The sequence below is a fragment of the Leifsonia soli genome (assembly GCF_013408745.1).
GTDB classification, from domain to species: Bacteria; Actinomycetota; Actinomycetes; order Actinomycetales; family Microbacteriaceae; genus Leifsonia; species Leifsonia soli.
In genome coordinates, this window is record NZ_JACCBJ010000001.1 from 2,657,145 (window position 1) to 2,676,868 (window position 19,724).

Consider the following 19,724-nt stretch of genomic DNA (forward strand, 5'->3'; position numbering starts at 1 on the left):
GCCACCGAGTCGAGCGCATTCGGCACGAATCCGCGACGCGGTGAGCACTAAGCGAGACGCTGATTTGGCGCAAATGTGTCGCGGCGGGAGGCGCGCGAGGCGCGTGGGGCGGCGGGTCAGGCGGAGTCGCGGACGACCAGGACAGGAGCAACGGGCTCCTCGAACGCGAGGTCGCCGCCCTCCAGCAGCGCGACCAAGCGGGCGACGCAGCGGCGGCCGAGTTCGGCGAACTCCTGCCGGACGGTGGTCATCGGCGGTGCGAAGAACGCGGCCTCGGGGATGTCATCGAAGCCGACGACGGCCAGATCGCCGGGGACCGAACGTCCCGCGACCCGCGCAGCATGCAGCACGCCGAGGGCCATCTGGTCGTTCGAGGCGAAGACAGCCTGGATGGAGCGGTCCGCCACGAGCTCCGCACCGATCGCCGCGCCTGAGGCCGCGGTCCAATCCCCCTCGCGGGACACCACGGCATCGGCCCCCGCGACGGCCATCTCGGCGAGGAAGCCGTCGCGCCGGGCGCGGGCCTCCGTCCAGTCGCCCGGTCCGCTCAGGTGCGCGACGCGGCGGTGCCCGGCCGCCAGCAGGTGACGCGTGGCGAGGCGCGCGCCGAGTTCCTGATCGACGAAGACACCCTCGTCGGAAGCGCCGCCCGCGCCGTGCAGCGTCACGGACGGCAGGGAGAGCGAGAACTGGCCCATCGCATCCTGAACCCGCTGCTGCGGCGCGATCACCACGATGCCCTCGACGGCCTGCTCGCGCAGGTGCCCGATGGCCGCCTGCAGGTCGGCCGGGTCGAGCGACGCGGCGTGGGCCACGGTGACGGTGTACCCGGCGGCGCGGCCGGCGTTCTCGACGGCGTCGATGCTCGAGGCGGGGCCGAAGAGCGAGGACGCCGAGGCGGCCAACACCCCGATGGTCCGCGACCGCGCAGTGGTCAGCATGCGGGCGGCACGGTTCGGACGGAAGTCGAGATCGGCCATTGCGGCGAGCACGCGGGCGCGGGTCTCGGGCCGGATGCTCGGGTGATCGTTGAGCACGCGGGACACGGTCTGGCGCGAGACACCGGCGGCGGCGGCGACCTCGCGCACGCCCGGGGCGCGCGCCCCCTCATTCACCCGAACCTCCGGCACACCGCCACACTAGGGGACGACGAACGCGGAGGCTGGATGAATGCCGTGGGATCAGCCGAAGGCGCAGGTGATGGACTCCCCCACGCGCCCGTTGCGGACGACCAGCATCGAGCGGTTGCTCCGGTCGACGATGGCGCAGTGCGCGGTCGCCGCGTCGCCCGGTGTCACCGTGAGCCCGACCCGGGGGCCGCCGCGGACCGAGTGGACCCAGCTGGACCCGGTGACCCCGGTCCCGGCCTCTCTGCTGCGGCCCGATTCGTCGACGTACGAGTACTCGACGGATCCCACCGCGCCGGCGTCGACCCAGGCGAGGTACTCCAGATCGCGGACGTCTCCGTCGGAGGCACAGCCGGCGAGGGCGAGACCGCCCGCGGCGAGGGCCAGAGCGGTTCCCGCTCTGACCACCCGCCGCGAGGCGTCTGCTCGCGTGCGCGCCCTTCTCACGGGCGCCGCGCGTCCTCTCCCCGCCGCCGGCGAACCACGAGGAGGACGAGGCCCGCCGCCAACGAAAGGGCAGCGAGTGTCGCTCCATAGGCGAGCTGCGCTCCCGTACTGGCGAGCACACGGGCCGTCGCGTCGATCGCGTCGGCCAGTGCCGGCGGGATCGGGATCGCCGCGGTGGGGAGCACGAAGGTGTCCTCCGCCGTCGCGCCGCGATCGCTGGTGACGGTTGCCGTGTTGGTGACGGAACCGGCACCGATATCGGCCGCGGTCAGGGTATAGGTGGCCGTCGCCCTCAGCACCGCGTCGGGAGCCAGCGTGCCGTCGTCCTCGGGGTCCGGATACTCGACCTCGGAGAGCCCCGGCATCGCATCGGCGATCGCGATGTCGTTCAGGGTGACGTTTCCGGTATTCGTCACCTCGAACGTGTACGTCACCGTGTCACCGACCGCCGCACCGAGCACCGACCCGGATCGCGCCCCGGTCTTGACGAGGGCGACCGACGGAGCCTGGAGGAGCAGGACCGTCGAACTGTCGTCGTCGGTGACCACCCGCCCATCCGGGGCGATTCCGTTCACGGTCGACTCGTGCTGGACCGACCCGGCGTCGATGTCCGCCTGCGTCAGGTGGTATTCCTCCGACACCCCGAACTCCTGCATCGGCGCGAGCGTGCGCGGCGACGCATCCGCGACCGCCGCCTTCGACACGGCTGGATCGATCAGGACGTTGTGAAGAGTGACGTCGCCGACGTTGGTCACGCCGTACCGGTACTCGACGATGTCGCCGGCGCGCGGGGCGCCCGTGGACTTCAGCGTCGCCTCCTCGACGATCTGGATGGCGGCGGTGGTGGGCGTCGTAGCGGGCGCGGACGCTTCATCGCTTACCGTGGTCCCGTCCGGCGCGGTGCCGTTCACGGTGGCGTGATTCACCACGCCGGTCAGCGCATCGACATCGGCCTGAGTGATCGTGTACTCGGCGGTCGCGGTCGCGAACTGACCCGGCAGGAGCACATTCTTCTCGGCCGGCCAGGTGTCGTCGATGTCAGACAGCCCGGGCAGCTCGTCCACGATGCCCACGTCGCTCAACGTCACGTTTCCCGTGTTGGCGATCGTGAAGGAGTAGAGCAGCCGGTCACCGACCGCGCCGCGCGTGCCCTCCTCATGAGCGACCCGCTTCTCGAGCGAGATCCCGGGCTTCCGGTCGATCAGATCGGTCACCTCGTCCTCGGCCGTGACCGACGCACCGACCAGCGGCGTGCCGGAGGCGGTCGCGCTGTTCACCACCCGGCCCGCGTCGACATCGGACTGGCGGACCGTGTAGCTCGCCGTCGCGGTCGCCTTCGTCCCGGGCGCGAGGGTGTTCGGTTTCCCCGGCCAGCTGAACTTCGGCTCCGACAGTCCTGGCATCACATCGGTCACCGTGACGTCGTGAAGCGTGACTCCACCGTCGTTCTCGACGGTGAACGTGTAGGAGATGACGTCTCCCGCCTTGGTCGGGGTGCCCGAGGAGGACTTGTCGAAGAGGAGGTGAGCGGACCCGACGCCGGGAAGCGTGTGCGTCACCGACTTCTCGACCGCCGATCCGTCGGGCGCCTCGCCCGTCGCCGTTGCCGTGTTCACCAGAGTGCCCGCATCGACGTCGTCCTGCGTCGTCAGGTACGTGGCGCTGGCCGTCGCCGATTCGCCCGGCGCCAGCACGCCGGACGTGGTCGGCCACGTCGGCTTCACCGGAGTGAGGCCGGGGAGCGGGTCATCCAGTTCGATGTCGCGAATGGTGACGTCGCCGGAGTTGCGCACGGTGAACTGGTAGGTGATGACCTGGCCGGCGGCGCCGAACTCCTTCTGCACCGTGTCTTTGACGACTGACAGCTCCGGTCGTGTCATCACTCGGTCGCGGTCCTCGCCCGTGCCCGTGATCGTCACGTTGCTTCCCGGCACAGGGTCGGGCGCGGTTCCGCGGGCCGTGTTCACCATCTCCTTCGTGCCGATGGTGGGAAGCACCCGCAGGGTGACGCTGCGGACGATCTGCCCGCCGGCCGGGATCTCGGGCAGGCTCCATGACACCGTTCCACCGCTGTTCGAGCCCCCGTCCGAGGCGGAGATGAACTCGGTATCGGCCGGGAGTTCATCCGTCAGCTCGACACCGGGGAGCGCCTCGTACGCGAGGGGATTGCGCACGGTGATCGTGTAGGTCAGCTCCTGGCCGGGGGCCGCCTGCGCCACGCCGTCGTTCTTGGAGACGGGAAGTCCGCTCACGGCACCGACCGGCTTGAGTGCGACCTCAGCGACATTGTTCGTGAGGTCGCCGTCGTGGATCTGGCCAGCGACCTCGGCGCTCACCGTGAACGAGGGCGACGTGGGGATCACCGGGATATCGAGCGCGACCGGAGCGTCCATGGTGAACGCCGCTCCCGGCTGACAGGTCAGCGTGGCCGGGCCGACCGCCGTGCCGAAGGCGGGATCGCCCGCACCGTCGACGGCGGTGCAGGTCCACCCTGCCGGGGCGAGATCGGTTACGGTGACGCCCTTCGGGATGGTGACCACGACCTTGCCCATGGCGGAGGGAGCGCCACCCAGGTTGCTGACCGTGAACGGCAGCACCCCTGGACGACCCACCTGCAGATCGGTCGGTTCCGCGGCGATCCGCAGATCCGTCTCCTGAATCGTCGCGCAGACAGCGGCAGGCTCGGAGACCGTGGCCAGGCTGCCCGCCTTGACGGCGAAGGAGTTGCAGGCGATCGCCCCGTTGGCGGGCGCATCGTGCACAGCGCCCGTGTACTCGACCGAGATCCGCTGCCCCGGGGCCAAGTCCCCGTGCCTGGAGAGTCGGATCGACTGTGCGCCGTCGGAGGTGGCACTCCAGTCGTCCGCGCACCCTGGCACGGCAGCATCCACCTCGGAGCGGCAGGGCTGCGTCGATGTCGAGAACTCGACCTCGGAGCCGTTCGTCGGAGACGTGACCGACTTCACCGAGAGGCGGAACGTGCTCCCGCGCTGGATCGCGGCGGTCTGGTCGCTCGTCCCGGTGTCTCCCGGGTAGGGCAGAACGTCATAGCCGACGACATCCCCGAGCGTCGCATTGCCGATGTTCGTGATCGACAAGCGGTACTTGATGCTCGTGGAGTTCGGAGCGACACCCACCGGGTGCCGGGGATCGGCAATCCACTCGCAGCCGTCAGCTGCACCCCGGTCGGGCAGGCAGATCTCCTTCAGGACCTGCAATCCGGGCTGGAGGGCGACCGTCGTGCCGGCACCGGCATTGTTCGCCCTCGCGAACCGCTCGGTCGTGTCGCCGTCGCGATCGACGTCCGGTGCATCGACCAGCGGCGTGGCGAACACGTCGGTGCTGACCGGGTCTCCCGAGTTGCCGATGAACGCGTCCGGTCTGCTGAGCGTCCCGGTCGGGACCTGTACGCCCGGCCGGGCCGCGACCGTCATGGCGGGGAGGCCGACGTTCTTCGCGGTGGCCGTTCCGGCCGGCCACTCGGCTACGACCGCCTGGCGCGCGACGCCGTCCAGTGTCACCGTCCGGTAGGAGAACTGGACGCCGACCGGTACCGTGCCTGGCGCGAACGAGGCCGAACCGGGCACGATCACCCAGCCTTCCGGCGCGACGAAGACGTACTGCGACGTGATCGTGCGGCTGGCCGGGACCCCGGACGTGCTTCCCGACACCCTGTAGGTCACCGTTGTGGCCGGCCCGGCGGACGTGGCGCCGCCGGGAAGCGCCTGACGGACGACGGAGGCGTTGAACGTGGAGATGGCGCCCACGAGACGGACGGTCGCCGACACCTCCTTCGAGATGTCATCGAGCGACGGGTGGTCCGGATACGTCATGGTGACCGTGGCCGTGTTCTTCCAGACGGCGTCCGGTTGGGCTGTGGCGGGTATGACATAGCCGAAGTTCGCCCGGAAGATCGTTTGATCGTTCTTCTCCGGATCGGAGTTGCGGGCCGCCAGCTCGGGTGTGGTGATCCGCGCCGAGGCGAGAGCCCGGCCGGCCGGCGCCGCGAAGGTCTCTCCTGCGGCGACGTCCGCCGTTCCCTTCGTTCCATCGTCGAGGGTGTACTCGAGAGCGAAGGCGGATCCCACCCACGCGCTCCCGTTGTGGTACCCGCCCGCGACGGTCGTCACGGGCAGGCCGCCAGGGCCGCGGAGCACATCCTCCTCGATGACGGCCCTGCCCGGCACGTTTCCGCGGTTGTGCGCGTCGACCGACCAGTTCGCCACGGCGGTTCCCACCGTGGGGATGGTGTACCGGTACTCGCCGTCGGTCAGCGTCCCCACCGATGAGGCCTTCGCGGCCTCGGCCTTACCGAACGGCTTCGCGAACCGAATCGTGTGCGACGGCACCTTCAGCGCGATGTCGTCGACCGTGGAGTCGCTCGGATAGGTCATGACCGCGGAGGCCTCGTTGGTGCGGCGCTCTCCCGGGGGCGCCGTCGACGATACGCGGTACTTGTAGACGACGCTGAAGTTCGTGCGCTTCGCCTGGGCCGACGTCGTGTTCGGCCCGGCCAGTGACGGCGAGGAGACCACCGCCGAAGCGAACCGGAAGCCGGCGGGCGCATCCACCGGGGAGGCTGATGTGCCGGAGACGGTCTCGGTGCCGTTCGTCGCCGTCCAGGCAACGCTCGCTCCGGCCGGCGTCGTCTCGATGCGGTGCACCGGAGCGTCCGGGAGGTCGAGCTTGTCATCGGTGACGACCGCCACTCCCGGGATGTTCGCCTGGTTGCCGACGGTGACCTGCCACTGCTTCTCGTTGTCCGCTTCTCCGGGACGCGGTACCACGATCGGCGAATCTCCGTCGGACAGTCGAGCCGTTCCGTCGAATGTGGACGTCTTCGCGTCCGCCACCGCCTTGCCGAACGGACTCGCAAGCTCCGAAGTGCAGCGCACGGTCGTCGGGCCGCCGCCCATCGTCGAATTCTTCACGACGCCCTCCTCACCGGGCATGCCGATGTAGCCGACGGTGAGGTCGGTCCGCCAGGCACCGGTCACCGCCGTGAAGTCGCAGTCTTTCCCGGCGGGAGCGAAGCTCGTGCTGGGGAAGCGCACGGTCACCGTGCGCGGCGAGGCGGCGTTGTCCTCGTTCCTGGAGGACAGCGACTGCCAACCGGGCTCCGCATTGTCGGTGGGAGCCCAATCCGAGCGGTCGCGCTTCCAGGTGAGGACGAACCCGTCGTCGATCGATCCGGACACGGCGGGGTCGCCCGATGCCGCGACCAACTGGACGCCCGCCGGAATGCGGTGGACCACCTCGTACTTCTCGGCGCAGAGGCTCTCGAGCGACGCGACGACCGAGCCCCAGGCGCCGTTGTACACGCGGGAAGTGCATCCGCTCGCCATGTAGAGCTTGTAGGTGTAGTCGGTGTCGGTCGCGTACTGACCCGCGATACCGGACTGCGCGAGGCCGGGGGTCGGGACGGTGTTCTCCCACAGCACCGGCTCGGACGAGTGGCTCAGCGGACCGGCGGACGTCGTGGCGTCGCCCGTCACCCGCTGGACGATGGGGAAACCGATCGGGAAGTTCGCCACCGCCCATCCGTTGTAGTGCCCGTCGCGCCGCGCGAGGTGGTCGCCGGGGCGGGCGGCCTGCGAGTATTCGACCGTGAACGAACCGGACTGCCCCGCCGCGAGGTCCCCGAGCGCCACGGTGTACCCCGCCGCAGCCGAGCCGCTGATCGTCGCACCCATCGTCGGGGGGACGAAACCGGACTGGTTCAGCAATCGGTAGTGGTTGAGGTTCGGGTCGAGCTGAGTCGGGTCGAGCCTGACGGTCGCGCCGGCGCACTCGGCGACGAGACACGAGAAGTCGACCTTGAATCCGACCTTTCCGCCGTATCGGCCGGGACCCGTCGTGGAGATCGCCGCTCCGGTCGCAGGATCGATCGCCGTGGCGACAACCTGCAGACGCGCGTCGCCCGCTGCAGACGCGGGGCTGGCGCCGACCACGACGGCCGTGACCGCGAGCACGAGGGAGAGGACGGCCGCGCAGGCGGCGCGCCATCGGCTTCGACGACGACATGGCGCGTCGTTCTCCAGGGGGGACAGGCCAATCAGACCATTCACGCTTTCGACTTCCTTGCTCCACGAGACGGGTTCGGCGGGCCGGTGCCGTGTGCGGGGGCCCACTAATGGAGACGTGGAAGATCACCGGTTCATTACGAGTGGCTTGACTATTGGAATTCCAATAGACGCATTACGCGCAGGCGTGGCCGGCCGTCGCCACCTGGCGGCTCCGCATCGTTCGAGCATCGGCCGTAAGGTCGAAGGCATGGCAGTACACCCAGCGACGCTTCCTTCGGCGCACTCCGCCGAGCCGCCCGAGCCGCCCCTGCGGCCGAAGGCTCTGATCACCGGAGGAACGCGCGGCATCGGCCGGGCCATCGCCGTCGAGCTCGGGCGTACGCACCACATCCTGGTCGGCGGGCGGGATGCCGCTGCGGTGGATGCCGTGGTCGCCGAGCTGCTGTCGGCGGAGCCGTACGTGGCCGATCTGGTCGCCGACCTGTCCGGCACGTCCCTTCCGCCACTGCCCGAGCGACTCGACGTGCTCGTGCACTCGGCGGGCGTGGAGGACGGCGGCACGATCGAGGAGACCGACGCGGAGGTGTGGCGACACGTGTTCGAGGTGAACGTCTTCGCGGTCGCCGCTCTCACGCGGCGCGCGCTTCCGGCTCTGCGGGCAGCGCATGGACTGGTGGTCGCCATCAACAGCGGATCAGGGCTCTCGAGCGGGCCGGGCGGCGGGGTCTACGCCGGATCCAAGTTCGCGTTGCGCGCACTCACCGACGCCCTGCGCGAGGAGGAGCGTCCGCACGGCGTGCGGGTCAGCAGCATCCACCCGGGTCGGGTCGACACCGACATGCAGCGTGCGCTCGTGGCGCGCGAGGGTCTCGACTACGACACGACCTACACGATCACGCCCGAGATGGTCGCGGCGACCGTCCGCACCGCCGTCGACCTTCCCCCCACCGGCACCGTCGAGTCCCTCAGCGTGCGCCCCGTCCACCGCCGCTGACGCACCCCCGTCGAGTACGCACAAACTGCACGCTGTAGGGCTCCACAGCGTGCAGTTTGTGCGTACTCGACGGGGGCGGGAGGGTTAGTGGGAGGGGTCCTCGGCGCCTCCGCCGGAAGTGGTGTCCTCGCCGGGCTCGGGGGAGTTGCCGTCGGAGCCGGAGCCGTCCGGCAGATCGTCCGCGTCCGGACGGTTCTTCTCGTCGCTCATGTGCGTTGTCCTTCCGTTTCTGTGCTGACCGCGCGACGGTACGCCCTTCCGCTGTCGAGGTCCATCGGGGCCGTTCCTTCCCCGTCATACGCCTCCCGTACACTGCGACCGTGACCGCCGCATCCCGCCAGGATCGAGGAGGCGCCCTCGCCCGGCGGCTCACCCTGGGCGACGCCATCAGCATCGGCCTCGGCTCGATGATCGGCGCCGGGGTGTTCGCCGCCTTCGCCCCCGCTGCCGCCGCCGCGGGGGCCGGGCTGCTCGTCGGACTCGTGATCGCCGGGTTCATCGCCTTCTGCAACGCGACCTCGTCGGCACAGCTCGCCGCCCAGTACCCCACCTCGGGCGGGACGTACGTGTACGGGCGCGAGCGCCTCGGCGCGTGGGCCGGGTTCTTCGCGGGGTGGTCGTTCGTCGTCGGGAAGACGGCGAGCTCGGCGGCGATGGCGCTGACGTTCGCCACCTACGCCGTGCCCGGTCCGTGGGTGAAGCCGGTCGCCATCGCGGCGGTCGCGGTGCTCACCCTCGTCAACAGCGTCGGCGTGACGCGGACGGCGCTGCTCACGCGCATCCTCGTCGCCATCGCGCTCGTCGCCCTCACCGTCGCGGTCGTCATCGGGTTCACGCACACCGCGGCGAGCGCCTCGCAACCCGGGCCGCAGGTCACCGGCTACGGCGTCCTCCAGTCGGCCGGGTTCCTGTTCTTCGCGTTCGCGGGATACGCCCGCATCGCCACCATGGGCGAGGAGGTGGTGGAGCCCGAGCGCACCATCCCGCGGGCCATCGTGACCGCCCTCGGCATCGCGCTGGTCCTCTACGCGCTGGTCGCGGTCTCGACGCTGCACGCGCTCGGCGCTGCGGGACTGGCGGACGTCGCCGCACCGCTCGGAGCGGTGGCCGACACGAGCGGTGCAGCGTGGCCGGGCGTCGTCATCCGGATCGGAGCGGCTGCCGCAGCCCTCGGCGCCCTCCTCGCGATGATCGCGGGCATCGGGCGGACGAGCCTCGCGATGGCCCGCGAGAGCGACCTACCCCGCTGGTTCGCGGCCGTGCACCCGCGCTTCCGGGTTCCGTACCGCGCCGAGCTCGCGGTCGGGCTGGTCGTCTGCGTGCTCGTCGCGGTGACGGACCTGCGCGGCGCCATCGGCTTCTCGTCGTTCGGGGTGCTGCTCTACTACCTGATCGCCAACGCGTCCGCCTGGACACAGGACCGCGCCCACCGCCGGTACCCGCGCCTTCTCGCCGTCGCCGGCGCCGTCGGATGCGTCGTGCTCGTCGCCACCCTCCCGGTTCCGGCGATCGTCGCCGGGATCGTGGTGATCGCCATCGGGATCGGCTACCGTTTCGTCCGACTGCGAGTGGCCCGGCGACCGCCGCGCGAAGAGGAGATCCCATGACCGACCATGCCAGCACGCACCCCATCGACCCGAGCGTCCCGCCGTCGGGTCCGGGATGCGTCGAGTGCACGCAGACCGGCAGCTGGTGGCTGCACCTCCGCCGGTGCGCCGCCTGCGGTCACATCGGCTGCTGCGACGACTCGCTGAACACCCACGCGACGAAGCACGCGGAGGCCACCGGGCATCCCATCATCCGCAGTTACGAACCCGGCGAGGACTGGTTCTGGGACTACCGCCGCCAGGCATTCGTGGGCGGCCCGACGCTCGCACCGCCGCTCAGCCACCCGGAGGACCAGGGCGTGCCCGGGCCGGTACAGCGCGTCCCGCACGACTGGGAACGCCAGCTGCAGCAGCGCGGCTAGCCGGATTCCACCGCGACGGGATCATATTCGCTATAGTCCCGATCAGCGACGAGCGAAGGGGGGATCGGTGACCGACCTGGTCGAATCCCTTCCGCGCGCTGCCGCCGGCTCCCGCCGGAGCGTGCTGCGGCTCGCCCTGCTCGGGCTCGCGTGCGCGGGGCTGCTCACCGCTCTCGGGCTGCTGTTCCAGACCGCTCCCGCCTCCGCGGACGAGGCCCCGCCGCCCCAGGGTTCGCTGCTCGGCTCGGTCGTCCATGGGACGGTCGGGGCCCTGCTTCCCGGAGCGGCCACCCCGCAGAGCGGCGATTCGGGATCGTCGAGCGGCGGACTCGTCGGCTCGGTGCTCGCGCCGGTGACGGGCGCCGTGGATCCCGTTGTCACCTCGCTGCCCGTCGTGGGCGGCGTGGTCGACACGCTGCTCGGACCGACTCCGACCGGATCGGTCGTCGGCGCGGTCGACGGCGTGCTCGGCGGAGTCACCGGCACCGGCGGAACGACGTCTCCGTCCGCTCCGCCGCCGCCCGTCGAGCCGGGTCCTCCGGCCGCCGCGCCCGTTCCCGCCGCAGGAGAGGCGGCAGACCCGGCGGCCGCACCGACACCCGCACCGGCACCGCCGGCGGCGGCAACAACCCCGACGAACTCCGACGCGGAGCCGGCGGCCGCATCCGCCCTCCCCGCCGCGGCTCCCGCCCCCTCCTCGGCCGCCGCTTCCAGCGTCGCGATGCCGGGCGACGCGCCCGTGCACGGGCCCTCGTTCGGGCCCGCCGCCTCCGCCGAAGGCGTGCTGACGTCCGGGGGCTCCGGCGGTCCGGGGTCCGCAGCGGAGCCCGTCGACTCCTGGATGCCGCCCCCGGCCGTGCATGACACGTCCTGCGCCGCGCGCTCGACGCGACCCTCCTCCGCCCCGCCGGGCGACCACGACGTCAGCCCCGGCTGATTCCCCTCCTCCGGAGGGAGGCACGCCGCCTCCCCTCACAGCAGCGGCCCGAACCTGTTTCGGTGTCGCGCCGGTTCGAATGGCGCCCGCCCTGGGCGTGAGCCGACGCGCCGACCCGCGCTGCTGAGACCCGGAGAAGGGCGGCCCCTCTGCGCGGGCGCCCGGATCCTCCCGGGCTCGGCCGCGCGGACGCGCGTCCTGATCTTCGGAGGACAGCTCGTGGAACGAGCAGAAGGCACAACGGAAGCACGCCCGACCGACCCCGGGGAGCGCACGCTCTTCGATCAGGCCTGGTCCGAACTGGATGACGCCCTCGCGTCGTCCGGACCCGACGACGCGACGGAGGTGGCCCGTCGCCGCTGGTTCGACCTGGTGGCCGGGCCGGTCCCGCACCGCGCAACGGCGCTCCGGCGCCTACCCCCTGACGTGCTCGGCGAACGGCCGCTGCTCGCCCTGCTGGCCGGACACGACGATCCGACCGAGCTCCCGCACCGCATCGGCGGTCTGCGGCGCGTCGGCGAGACGGCGGAGGTGCTCGGCGATCGGGGCCGCGAGTTGCGGCGGATCGACCGGGCCATCATGCTGGCCGACCAGTCCCAGGCGCACCTCGCGCTCGGCCGCTCCCAGAGTGCTGCGGCCGCAGCCCGCGGCGCGGCGACCGAACTGGAGCAGCTGAGCGCCGCCGACGTGAGGAACATCGACACGGTGGGCGGCCTCCACGCGCAGGCCGGAATCAGCCTGCTCTACACCGGCAACAGCGCGGAGGCGCTGACCGCGTTCGAGCGCGGCCTGGCGCACGCGCATCCGCTTTCGGGAGGGCCGGCGCTCGGCAACGTGGTCATGCTGGCGCTGCTGCACGCCAGGAACGGCAACGGAGGAGAGGCGAGGGAGCACATCCGCACGGCCCGCTCGTCCGCTCCGCGGCTGCGTCACGACGACGCCATGCTGCTGAGCGTCGCCGAGGCGATCCTCGCGCTGGACGACCTGGACCAGGACGCGGCGCGCGAGCACCTCGCCGACGCGGCGGTCGACCTGCGGACCACACCGCACTGGATGCCGTACGTCGTGACGGCGGCGAGCCTGGAGCTCGTCGCCGGTCACCCGGGCCGGGGCCTCGCCCATCTCGACCAGTCGATGGCGGCCCGAGGCACCGAGGGCCGTGCAGCGGCCGTGCGGGCGGCGCTCGCGCCCGCGCGGTCGGTCCTCGAACTGGCTCTCGGGCATCCCGAAGCCGCCGAAGCTGTGCTCGAACGCGACGCCGGGGAGGTCGACAGGCGCATCGGATCGGCCAGGACGCAGCTCTGGCTCGGGCGGCACGGCGCGGCGCTGCAGCAGCTGCGGCCCCTCGGGGACGGGGTGCTGTCGACGCGGCGGCGGGCCGAGGCGGTCGCCCTGGAGGCCGCCGCTCTGCTGCGCTTCTCGGACGAGGACCGCGCGCGATCGGTCATCGACCACCTCGGTGCGATCGTCGAGCGGAGCGGCCTGCTCCTGGCGCCGGCGCTGCTGCCCGCGGCGGATGTCGCCCGCGTGACGCACGCGCTGGCCGCACTGGGATACGGCGAGACGCTCGCGCTCGACCGGGTCGTCGCTCTGGTGCACCCGACCGGGCCCGAGGTCACGCTGACTCCGCGCGAGACCGCCGTCCTCGCGACGCTGATGCGGCATTCATCGCACAGCGCGATCGCGGAGGAACTCACCGTGTCGGTGAACACGGTGAAGTCGCAGTTGCGGAGCGTCTACCGGAAGCTCCGGGTCTCCACCCGCGACGAGGCCATCGCGATCGCCGTCGACCGCAACCTGTTCGTGGAGCGGGAGTGACCGCCGTGCGCCGGGCCTCAGGGATGCAGCACGGGCTCCCCGCCGTCGCCGCGCTCGCCCGATGGCGCCCGCATGATGCCGGCACGGAGCACCCGGTCGCCCAGCAGCCAGGCGATGCCGGCAGCGGCGAGCTGCCCGGCCATCCGTCCGAGCAGGGTGAGCAGCAGGATCGGCACGGCGAGGTCGTCCGGCGACATGACCGGCAGCGAGACCAGGAAGAGCAGCACCGCCGTGACCAGCGCCCCCAACACGTAGTGCCAGGGCCGGAGCGGTCCGCGACGCCCCAGGGCGAGCAGCGTGACGTCGAACCCGGCACCCCCGACGACGAGCGGGACGAGGATGAGCGCGCCGAGCGGTGTGAAGCCGATCGCCAGGAGACCCACCAGGGAGAAGGCGATGGTGGTCGCCCACGGGAAGCCGACCAGCCGTCTCGCCAGGAACGGCAGGATGCTGTGCACGCCCGCCGCGACCGCGTAGGCCGGGGGGAAGAGCGCGGCCAGGATGGCGGTGACCGGCGCGACCAGGATGAGCAGGAGCGCGCCGAGCGCGCCGAACGCCGCGATGATGAGGAGCGTGCGCGTGCTGAGCCGCCGCGCCCCCGGACGCCCCGGCCGTCGGCTCGGTTCCGTCGCCATGGTGCCTCCCTCTCGAATGCAGGCATTTCATCTTGCCCGTTTTCCGGCCGGCCCGTCGGGCTCGACCGCCCGATCGGCGAATACAGAAGGATGGTGGACGCGTTGCGTACATCGAGGTGGCCCAGCGGCGCGACGCGCCCGGCACGGGGTGAATGATGGACTCAGGAGGATCAGTGGGCGACGAGATGGACGGCGACGCGACGTCCGAGCGGTCGTCCGTCGACCGGGCGGCGCTCGAGGGGCTCGCGGACGCGATCGACGCCCGCGATTGGGATGCCGCGACGGCGGCCGTCCGCACCGGATGGTTCCAGCTGCTCAGCGCGCACGGCGAGGCCACCCGCCTGCTGCTGGAGCGCATCCCCGCCTCCGAGCTCCGGGGGCATCCGCTGCTCGCCATGCTGCTCGGTATCGCATACAACGGGCTCGGCTTCCATCGCGTTCGGGCGTTGCGCTACTTCGTGACGGCCGTGCGCTCGGCCCGGGCTCCGCGCAACGCCGCGGTGAGCCCGGTCGACCGCGCCCTCATCCGGTCGGCGGAGGCGAGCGCCTACCGGCTCATCGGACGTCCGGGCCTCGCAGTCGGACCGGCGACGGCCGCTGTCGCGACGCTCGACCGCCTCAGCGACGACGACCGCCAGCAGCTCACCGAGCTTCCGCGGATCTACTCGCAGGTCGGCGTCTCCCTGTACTACGCCGGCCAGGTGGAACAGGCGATGGAGACGTTCTCGAAGGGGCTCGCCGCCTCCCCGACGACGGCGCCCTCCCCCGGGTTCAGCAACCTGGCGATGCTCGCCGGCATCCACGCGTTCCAGGGCGACCTCCCCGAAGCCCGGGCGCACGTCGAATACGCGCGGACCGGCCCGTGGACGGACCGCCAGCGGAGGACGTACATCGGCACGTTCTACCGTCTCGCTGAGGCGATGCTCGCGCTCGAGCGGATGGACGCCGACACGGCGCGTGTCCATCTCGGCGCGATGGAACACGATCGGCGGACCATCGAGCACTGGGTGGCCGTGGCGCAGGTCGAAGCGCTGGCGCTGCTGGTCGACGGCAAACCCGGCGAGGCCCTGGCCGGGCTCGAGGCGTACGCGTCGATGCGGGCAGGAGAGGCGCGGTCGCCCGCCGTGCGCAGCGAACTGGGACGGATGCGGGCCCTCCAGCAGCTCGCCCTCGGCAATCCCGACGCCGCGTGGGTGATCGTCGAGCGGGACACGGTCGCGGGCGCCGACCAGCACATCGCCCGAGCGCGCGTCCACGTCTCCCTCGGCCGGAACGGCTCGGCGCTGACCGAGCTCCGTGCTGCGGTCCGCGGGCCGCTCACCGCGCGGCAGACGGCCGACGCGGCGGCGCTGGAGGCGGCGGTGCTGCTCCGGCTCGCCCCGACCTCCCGGACGCGGGGCGTCGTGGAGCATCTGGGCGCCCTCCTGGAGCGGACCGAGCAGCGGCTGGCGCTCGCGCTGCTGCCGGAGGACGATCTGGGCCGGGTCGCCGCCGCCCTCGACGATGTCGGCTACGGGCGCGTGACGCGGGATGTTCCGCTGCGCTCCCTCCTGCCCGTCGCCGAGCCCGGGCTGCTGCTCACCGACCGCGAACTCGCCGTGCTCGGGCAGCTGCTGACGACCGGGTCCGTCGCGGAGATCGCGGCGACGCTCGTGGTGTCGGCGAACACCGTGAAGTCGCAGCTGCGGAGCGTCTACCGAAAGCTCGGGGTCAACAACCGGGAGGACGCCATCGCCGTGGCGCTGACCCGCAATCTGCTCGTCGAGCGCGACTGACGCGGGGTGCGCGGGGTGAGCAGGGTGAGCGGGGTGAGCGGGGTGAGCGGGGTGAGCGCGGGGTGAGTGCAGGGTGAAAACGCTCCGACGGCGCCGCCTGGCCACGTAGCGTTCCCTTGCACCCCCGCTCACCCCTCCCGGACCCGAGGAACCACATGACCATCGACGAGAGCGCCCCCACTCTGCGTCACCCCGGATTCGACGCGTCGTCCGCAGCGCGGTGGCACCGGGCGCTGCCGGACCACCTGGCCGTCCTCCTCCGCAACGCGCACGCCGACGAGCAGGAGGCGCTCGGCCCGCACCTGCGCGCCGCCTATCTCCTCACTCGCCAGGTCATCAGCGCCCTGCTGCGCGCCGGGTACCCGGCCCGCCTCCTGGCGGCCGAGCTCGCTGTGCGCAGCGAGACGATCCGGACACGCGCCCAAGCCGGATGGATGCTCCTCGGCGACATCGCCGCGCTCGCCGGCATCGACGAGGACGAACTGGCCCGGCGCTGCGTGGCGGACGGCGCGGTGGTGGAGGACGGTCGCCTGCACAGCGACGATCTCGCGCGCATCCTGTCCGCACCGGCCACGACGAGGGACGGCCGATGACGGGAAGAATTTTCGCGAACCGGCGTCATGATTCCGGATTCTCGCGATCTCTTAGGTGGTGCATGACCCGAACATGCGCCGCCGGCGGCGACCCGAAACGCTGCCGCGCAGATCGACGCCGATCGAACGGTGCCGAATCCGGGAGACCCGAACCCCGATCGACGCCGAGAGCGCCCGCGACCCGACGGGTGCTCTCGGCGTGCACACAGAAAGCCCCTGTCATGCCCGACCCGTTCACGCCGCCGATGAGCGGCGCCCTGCTCGCCCTGCTCGACGGCCTCCGGCCCGGAGACTGGCTCGCCATCGCCTCCGCCAACGCCCCGCTGCTGGAGAGGACGCGGTCGCTGAGCGTCGACGTCTCGCCGGAGGAGGCGGCCGCGGCCGTCTTCGCCATCCTCCCGATCAGCCGCGACACCCGCCGGCCGCTCGCCGGCTGGGCCGTCGAGGAGGACGATCCGCGGTTCGCCGACCTCGCCGTCGCCGTCCAGGGTCTCGCGACCGACGGCTCCGGGCGCCGCCTGGAGCTCCACCCGCTCCCCGACGACGTGCTGGTCGACAGCGCCGACGGCGTCTCGAGCAGCATCCGCGTGCCGTGGGACGGCGCCCCGTTCCTCTTCCTCGTCTGCGTCGGCGGAGCACGTCACGAGCCGACCGACCTCCGGCGGCGGGCACTCGCCGGAGTCTGCTGACCGGCCCGCGCGAGCACAGCGTGCACGACGACGATCAGAGAGATTCCGTGTCCGGCCGTTCGGACACGGATCTCGTCGCGTTCGCGCGCGCGGGCGACGACGACGCGTTCGCGGAGCTGTGGCGTCGCCATGCGTCCGCGGGGCGCACCGTCGCGCGCTCGTTCAGCACCGAGGACCCGGACGACGTGGTCGCCGAGGCGTACGTCCGCATCCTGAAAGCCGTGCGCGACGGTCGCGGGCCCTCCGCCGGCTTCCGCCCGTACCTCTTCACCACGATCCGCAATGTCGCCGCGGCCTGGGGCGGTGCCCGGCGTGACCTGCCGATCGAAGACGCCACCACGATCGAGGACCCGGAGACGACCGAGGCCGCCAGCATGGATGCACTGGACCGGTCGCTGACCGCCCGAGCCTTCCGCTCGCTGCCGCAGCGCTGGCAGGAGGTGCTCTGGTACAGCGAGGTGGAGGGGATGAGCCCCGCGACCGTCGCGCCCTTGCTCGGCCTGACCGCGAACGGCACGGCCGCGCTCGCCTACCGGGCGCGCGAAGGACTCCGCCAGGCGTGGATCCAGGCGCACATCGCGGCGAGCCCGGACGGATCGGACTGCCGATGGACCACCGAGCGGCTCGGCGCCTACAGCCGCGGCGGGCTCGGAAAGCGCGAGACCGCGCGCCTCGAGCGCCACCTGGCCGAATGCGCCAAGTGCTCGATCGTCGCGGCGGAGGCACGCACCGTCGGCTCGCGGCTGACGCTCGTGCTGCTGCCACTGCTCCTCGGCATCGGCGGGGCGGCGGCGTACGCGGCGAGCCTGCACCCCGGGGCGGCGGTTGCGGCGGGGTCCGGCGGGGCGGCCGCGGGTGCCGGGGGTTCGCAGGCGGCCGGGGGTTCGCCGGGGTCCGGCGGCGGCGGGGGTGCTGCGGCCGGGGGCGGTGGTCCTTCCGGCGGGACGGCTCCGGCGGGGCGCACGGGCCGCGGGGCACGGAGCGGAACGCAGGGAACCGCCTTCGGCGTCGGCGCGACCATCGTCGGAGTGGCGGCGGCGGCCGGTGTCGTCGGCGCGGTCGTCCTCGGGCCGCAGCTCTTCGCATCCCCTCGACAGGATGTGACGGCCGGCCAGCCACGGACGGCCCCGTCGGCGACGGCTCCGCGGGAGCCCGGTGCGTCAGCCGGTGGTGCGCCCGCGGAGCAGGCGCCCGTGACCTCGCCGGCGCCGGCCGTCCCGGACGCCCCCGAACCCGATCCGGCGCCGGATGGCACCTCGCGCCCGTCGACGCCGGCCGGGCCGCGGGTGCCGGCCGTGTCCGTTCCGGTCGTCGCGCCTCCCGCGGTTCCGCCGGTGACGCCGCCGGCTGTTCCTCCTGCGGCGCCGGTCGTCGCCTCGACGTTCCCGCCCGGCCGGGCGACCGCCGCGACGACGCTGCCTCTCGCCGGGACCGGCGAGGCGGGAGCGACGATCGCGGTCACCGGATCGGCCGCCGACCCGAGCAGCCCGCTCGCCTCCTCCCCCGCGCCGGTTCTGGGACGCACGACGGTCGCATCGGACGGGAGCTGGGCCCTCGACGCCGACCTGAGCGCCCTCGCCGACGGCGCGTGGGACCTCTCCGTCACGCAGACGCGTGCGGGCCTCACCTCGGCGCCCACGTCCGTGCGGATCGCGGTCGACCGCACCGCGCTGCCCCCGGTCATCGTCGGCGCCGACACCGGGTCCGGTGCCGTCGCGGACCGCCTCGCGCCCATCCTGACCGGGACGGCCGAGCCCGGCGCGACGGTCGTGGTGTCCGACCACGGCGTCGCCGTCGCGACCGTCACGGCCGACGCGAGCGGCGCATGGACATCGCCGGAGCTCATCGCGATCTCCCCCGACTACAGCCTGTCGGCCCGGCAGACGGACGTGCTGGGCAACGTCTCCGCCGAGTCCGTGCCGCTCGTGGGCGCGGCGATCGTGGCCTCCGTCACGGCTGCGGGGTCGCCCGACACTGTGGCGATCACCGTGCACGGCATCCCCGGCACCACGGTTCAGGTGTGGGCCGACGGGGAGCCGTCGCCGTACACGCTCACGCTCGATGGCGCGGGGGATGCGTCGCAGCTGTACGGCTGGACCGCCGGCGATCACCGCATCGGCGTCGTGTACCTCGTCGGCGGCCGCCACGGCGTCCTCAGCGACGTGCCCGTCACCCTCCCCTGACCCGCCTCCGTCCCCGTTCCGCGTCTCCGTCCGCGACAGGAACGGAGGAGATCCGCGACGCTCGCCAGAAGCGCGCGGGAAACAGAGGAGCTCCCGGGCCGTCTCCCTGCGATCCCCTCCGTTTGCGGCGGGGACGCGGCGCGGCGACCCCCGCAACCTCCGTTCCCGACCGCAACAGGAAACGGAGGAGATCCGAAACGGCACGCCGCCAGAGTGCGAGAAACGGAGGAGGTCCCCGGGCGTAGTAACGGGATCCCCTCCGTTTCCGGCGGGGACGCGGCATGGCGACCACCGCAACCTCCCTTCCCGACCGCGACAGGAACGGAGGAGATCCGGAACGGCACGCAGGCAGCGCGCGGCGAACGGAGGAGGTCCCGGGCCGTCGTAACGGGGTCCCCTCCGTTTCCGGCGGCGACGCGGCGCGGCGGCCACCACAACCTCCCTTCCCGACCGCGACAGGAACGGAGGAGATCCGAAACGACACTCCGGCAGCGCGAGGGAAACGGAGGAGCTCCCGAGCCGTCTCCCTGC

Annotated in this window: 14 protein-coding genes; 9 read left to right on the plus strand and 5 right to left on the minus strand. The window is 72.3% G+C overall.

Going from position 1 to position 19,724, the window contains the following annotated elements; translation table 11 throughout:
* Positions 1 to 116: 116 nt before the first annotated feature.
* Genes BJ963_RS12870 through BJ963_RS12880 form a run of 3 tightly spaced genes read right to left on the minus strand, consistent with a single transcriptional unit; the run spans position 117 to position 7,642 of the window.
* Positions 117 to 1,130 carry a LacI family DNA-binding transcriptional regulator gene (locus tag BJ963_RS12870; protein ID WP_343037276.1) on the minus strand — a complete coding sequence of 338 codons (1,014 nt, stop codon included), beginning with the start codon at positions 1,128 to 1,130 and terminating at the stop codon, positions 117 to 119.
* Positions 1,131 to 1,181: 51 nt separating this feature from the next.
* Positions 1,182 to 1,535 (minus strand): hypothetical protein, encoded by a 354-nt coding sequence (locus tag BJ963_RS12875; protein WP_179457081.1) that lies wholly within the window; start codon positions 1,533 to 1,535, stop codon positions 1,182 to 1,184.
* A gap of 35 nt (positions 1,536 to 1,570) precedes the next feature.
* Positions 1,571 to 7,642 carry a DUF7507 domain-containing protein gene (locus tag BJ963_RS12880; protein ID WP_179457082.1) on the minus strand — a complete coding sequence of 2,024 codons (6,072 nt, stop codon included), beginning with the start codon at positions 7,640 to 7,642 and terminating at the stop codon, positions 1,571 to 1,573.
* Positions 7,643 to 7,847: 205 nt separating this feature from the next.
* Between BJ963_RS12880 and BJ963_RS12885 the strand changes: the two genes are divergently transcribed.
* Complete coding sequence (locus BJ963_RS12885) at positions 7,848 to 8,594, plus strand: SDR family oxidoreductase (protein ID WP_246298057.1); 747 nt, start codon at positions 7,848 to 7,850, stop codon at positions 8,592 to 8,594.
* An 84-nt stretch (positions 8,595 to 8,678) separates the two neighbouring features.
* On the opposite strand, the gene BJ963_RS19420 is transcribed toward BJ963_RS12885, so the two are convergent.
* On the minus strand, positions 8,679 to 8,804 hold the full coding sequence (locus BJ963_RS19420; protein ID WP_281363853.1) for a hypothetical protein: 126 nt from the start codon (positions 8,802 to 8,804) through the stop codon (positions 8,679 to 8,681).
* A gap of 110 nt (positions 8,805 to 8,914) precedes the next feature.
* Here BJ963_RS19420 and BJ963_RS12890 point away from each other — a divergent pair, with 110 nt between their 5' ends.
* From BJ963_RS12890 to BJ963_RS12905, 4 genes are all read left to right on the plus strand, one after another.
* Positions 8,915 to 10,201 carry an amino acid permease gene (locus BJ963_RS12890; RefSeq protein ID WP_179457083.1) on the plus strand — a complete coding sequence of 429 codons (1,287 nt, stop codon included), beginning with the start codon at positions 8,915 to 8,917 and terminating at the stop codon, positions 10,199 to 10,201.
* A complete protein-coding gene (locus BJ963_RS12895; RefSeq protein ID WP_179457084.1) occupies positions 10,198 to 10,563 on the plus strand; it encodes a UBP-type zinc finger domain-containing protein in 366 nt (121 codons plus the stop codon). Before BJ963_RS12890 ends, BJ963_RS12895 begins: the two co-directional genes overlap by 4 nt.
* Positions 10,564 to 10,630: 67 nt before the next feature.
* The gene (locus tag BJ963_RS12900) at positions 10,631 to 11,500 is read left to right on the plus strand and encodes a hypothetical protein (protein ID WP_179457085.1); all 870 of its coding nucleotides are present in this window, start codon (positions 10,631 to 10,633) and stop codon (positions 11,498 to 11,500) included.
* A 219-nt stretch (positions 11,501 to 11,719) separates the two neighbouring features.
* Positions 11,720 to 13,318 carry a LuxR C-terminal-related transcriptional regulator gene (locus tag BJ963_RS12905; RefSeq protein WP_179457086.1) on the plus strand — a complete coding sequence of 533 codons (1,599 nt, stop codon included), beginning with the start codon at positions 11,720 to 11,722 and terminating at the stop codon, positions 13,316 to 13,318.
* 17 nt (positions 13,319 to 13,335) lie between these two features.
* Here the strand turns inward: BJ963_RS12905 and BJ963_RS12910 are convergent, their stop codons facing one another.
* Complete coding sequence (locus tag BJ963_RS12910; protein WP_179457087.1) at positions 13,336 to 13,953, minus strand: hypothetical protein; 618 nt, start codon at positions 13,951 to 13,953, stop codon at positions 13,336 to 13,338.
* A 173-nt stretch (positions 13,954 to 14,126) separates the two neighbouring features.
* Here BJ963_RS12910 and BJ963_RS12915 point away from each other — a divergent pair, with 173 nt between their 5' ends.
* The 4 genes from BJ963_RS12915 (at position 14,127) to BJ963_RS12930 (ending at position 19,193) form a co-directional block, all read left to right on the plus strand.
* On the plus strand, positions 14,127 to 15,728 hold the full coding sequence (locus BJ963_RS12915; protein ID WP_179457088.1) for a LuxR C-terminal-related transcriptional regulator: 1,602 nt from the start codon (positions 14,127 to 14,129) through the stop codon (positions 15,726 to 15,728).
* A 155-nt stretch (positions 15,729 to 15,883) separates the two neighbouring features.
* Positions 15,884 to 16,321, plus strand: coding sequence for a hypothetical protein (locus BJ963_RS12920; protein ID WP_179457089.1), 438 nt, complete (start codon positions 15,884 to 15,886; stop codon positions 16,319 to 16,321).
* Between the two features lie 221 nt (positions 16,322 to 16,542).
* Positions 16,543 to 17,010, plus strand: a complete 468-nt coding sequence (locus tag BJ963_RS12925; protein ID WP_179457090.1) for a hypothetical protein — start codon at positions 16,543 to 16,545, stop codon at positions 17,008 to 17,010.
* A gap of 47 nt (positions 17,011 to 17,057) precedes the next feature.
* The gene (locus BJ963_RS12930; protein WP_179457091.1) at positions 17,058 to 19,193 is read left to right on the plus strand and encodes a sigma-70 family RNA polymerase sigma factor; all 2,136 of its coding nucleotides are present in this window, start codon (positions 17,058 to 17,060) and stop codon (positions 19,191 to 19,193) included.
* The last annotated feature ends 531 nt before the right edge of the window (positions 19,194 to 19,724 follow it).

Bases quoted from the DNA above. Each gene is read 5' to 3' on its own strand.
- BJ963_RS12895 (WP_179457084.1), top strand. From the start codon at position 10,198: ATGACCGACCATGCCAGCACGCACCCCATCGACCCGAGCGTCCCGCCG.
- BJ963_RS19420 (WP_281363853.1), bottom strand. From the start codon at position 8,804: ATGAGCGACGAGAAGAACCGTCCGGACGCGGACGATCTGCCGGACGGC.
- BJ963_RS12920 (WP_179457089.1), top strand. From the start codon at position 15,884: ATGACCATCGACGAGAGCGCCCCCACTCTGCGTCACCCCGGATTCGAC.
- BJ963_RS12925 (WP_179457090.1), top strand. From the start codon at position 16,543: ATGCCCGACCCGTTCACGCCGCCGATGAGCGGCGCCCTGCTCGCCCTG.
- BJ963_RS12910 (WP_179457087.1), bottom strand. From the start codon at position 13,953: ATGGCGACGGAACCGAGCCGACGGCCGGGGCGTCCGGGGGCGCGGCGG.
- BJ963_RS12885 (WP_246298057.1), top strand. From the start codon at position 7,848: ATGGCAGTACACCCAGCGACGCTTCCTTCGGCGCACTCCGCCGAGCCG.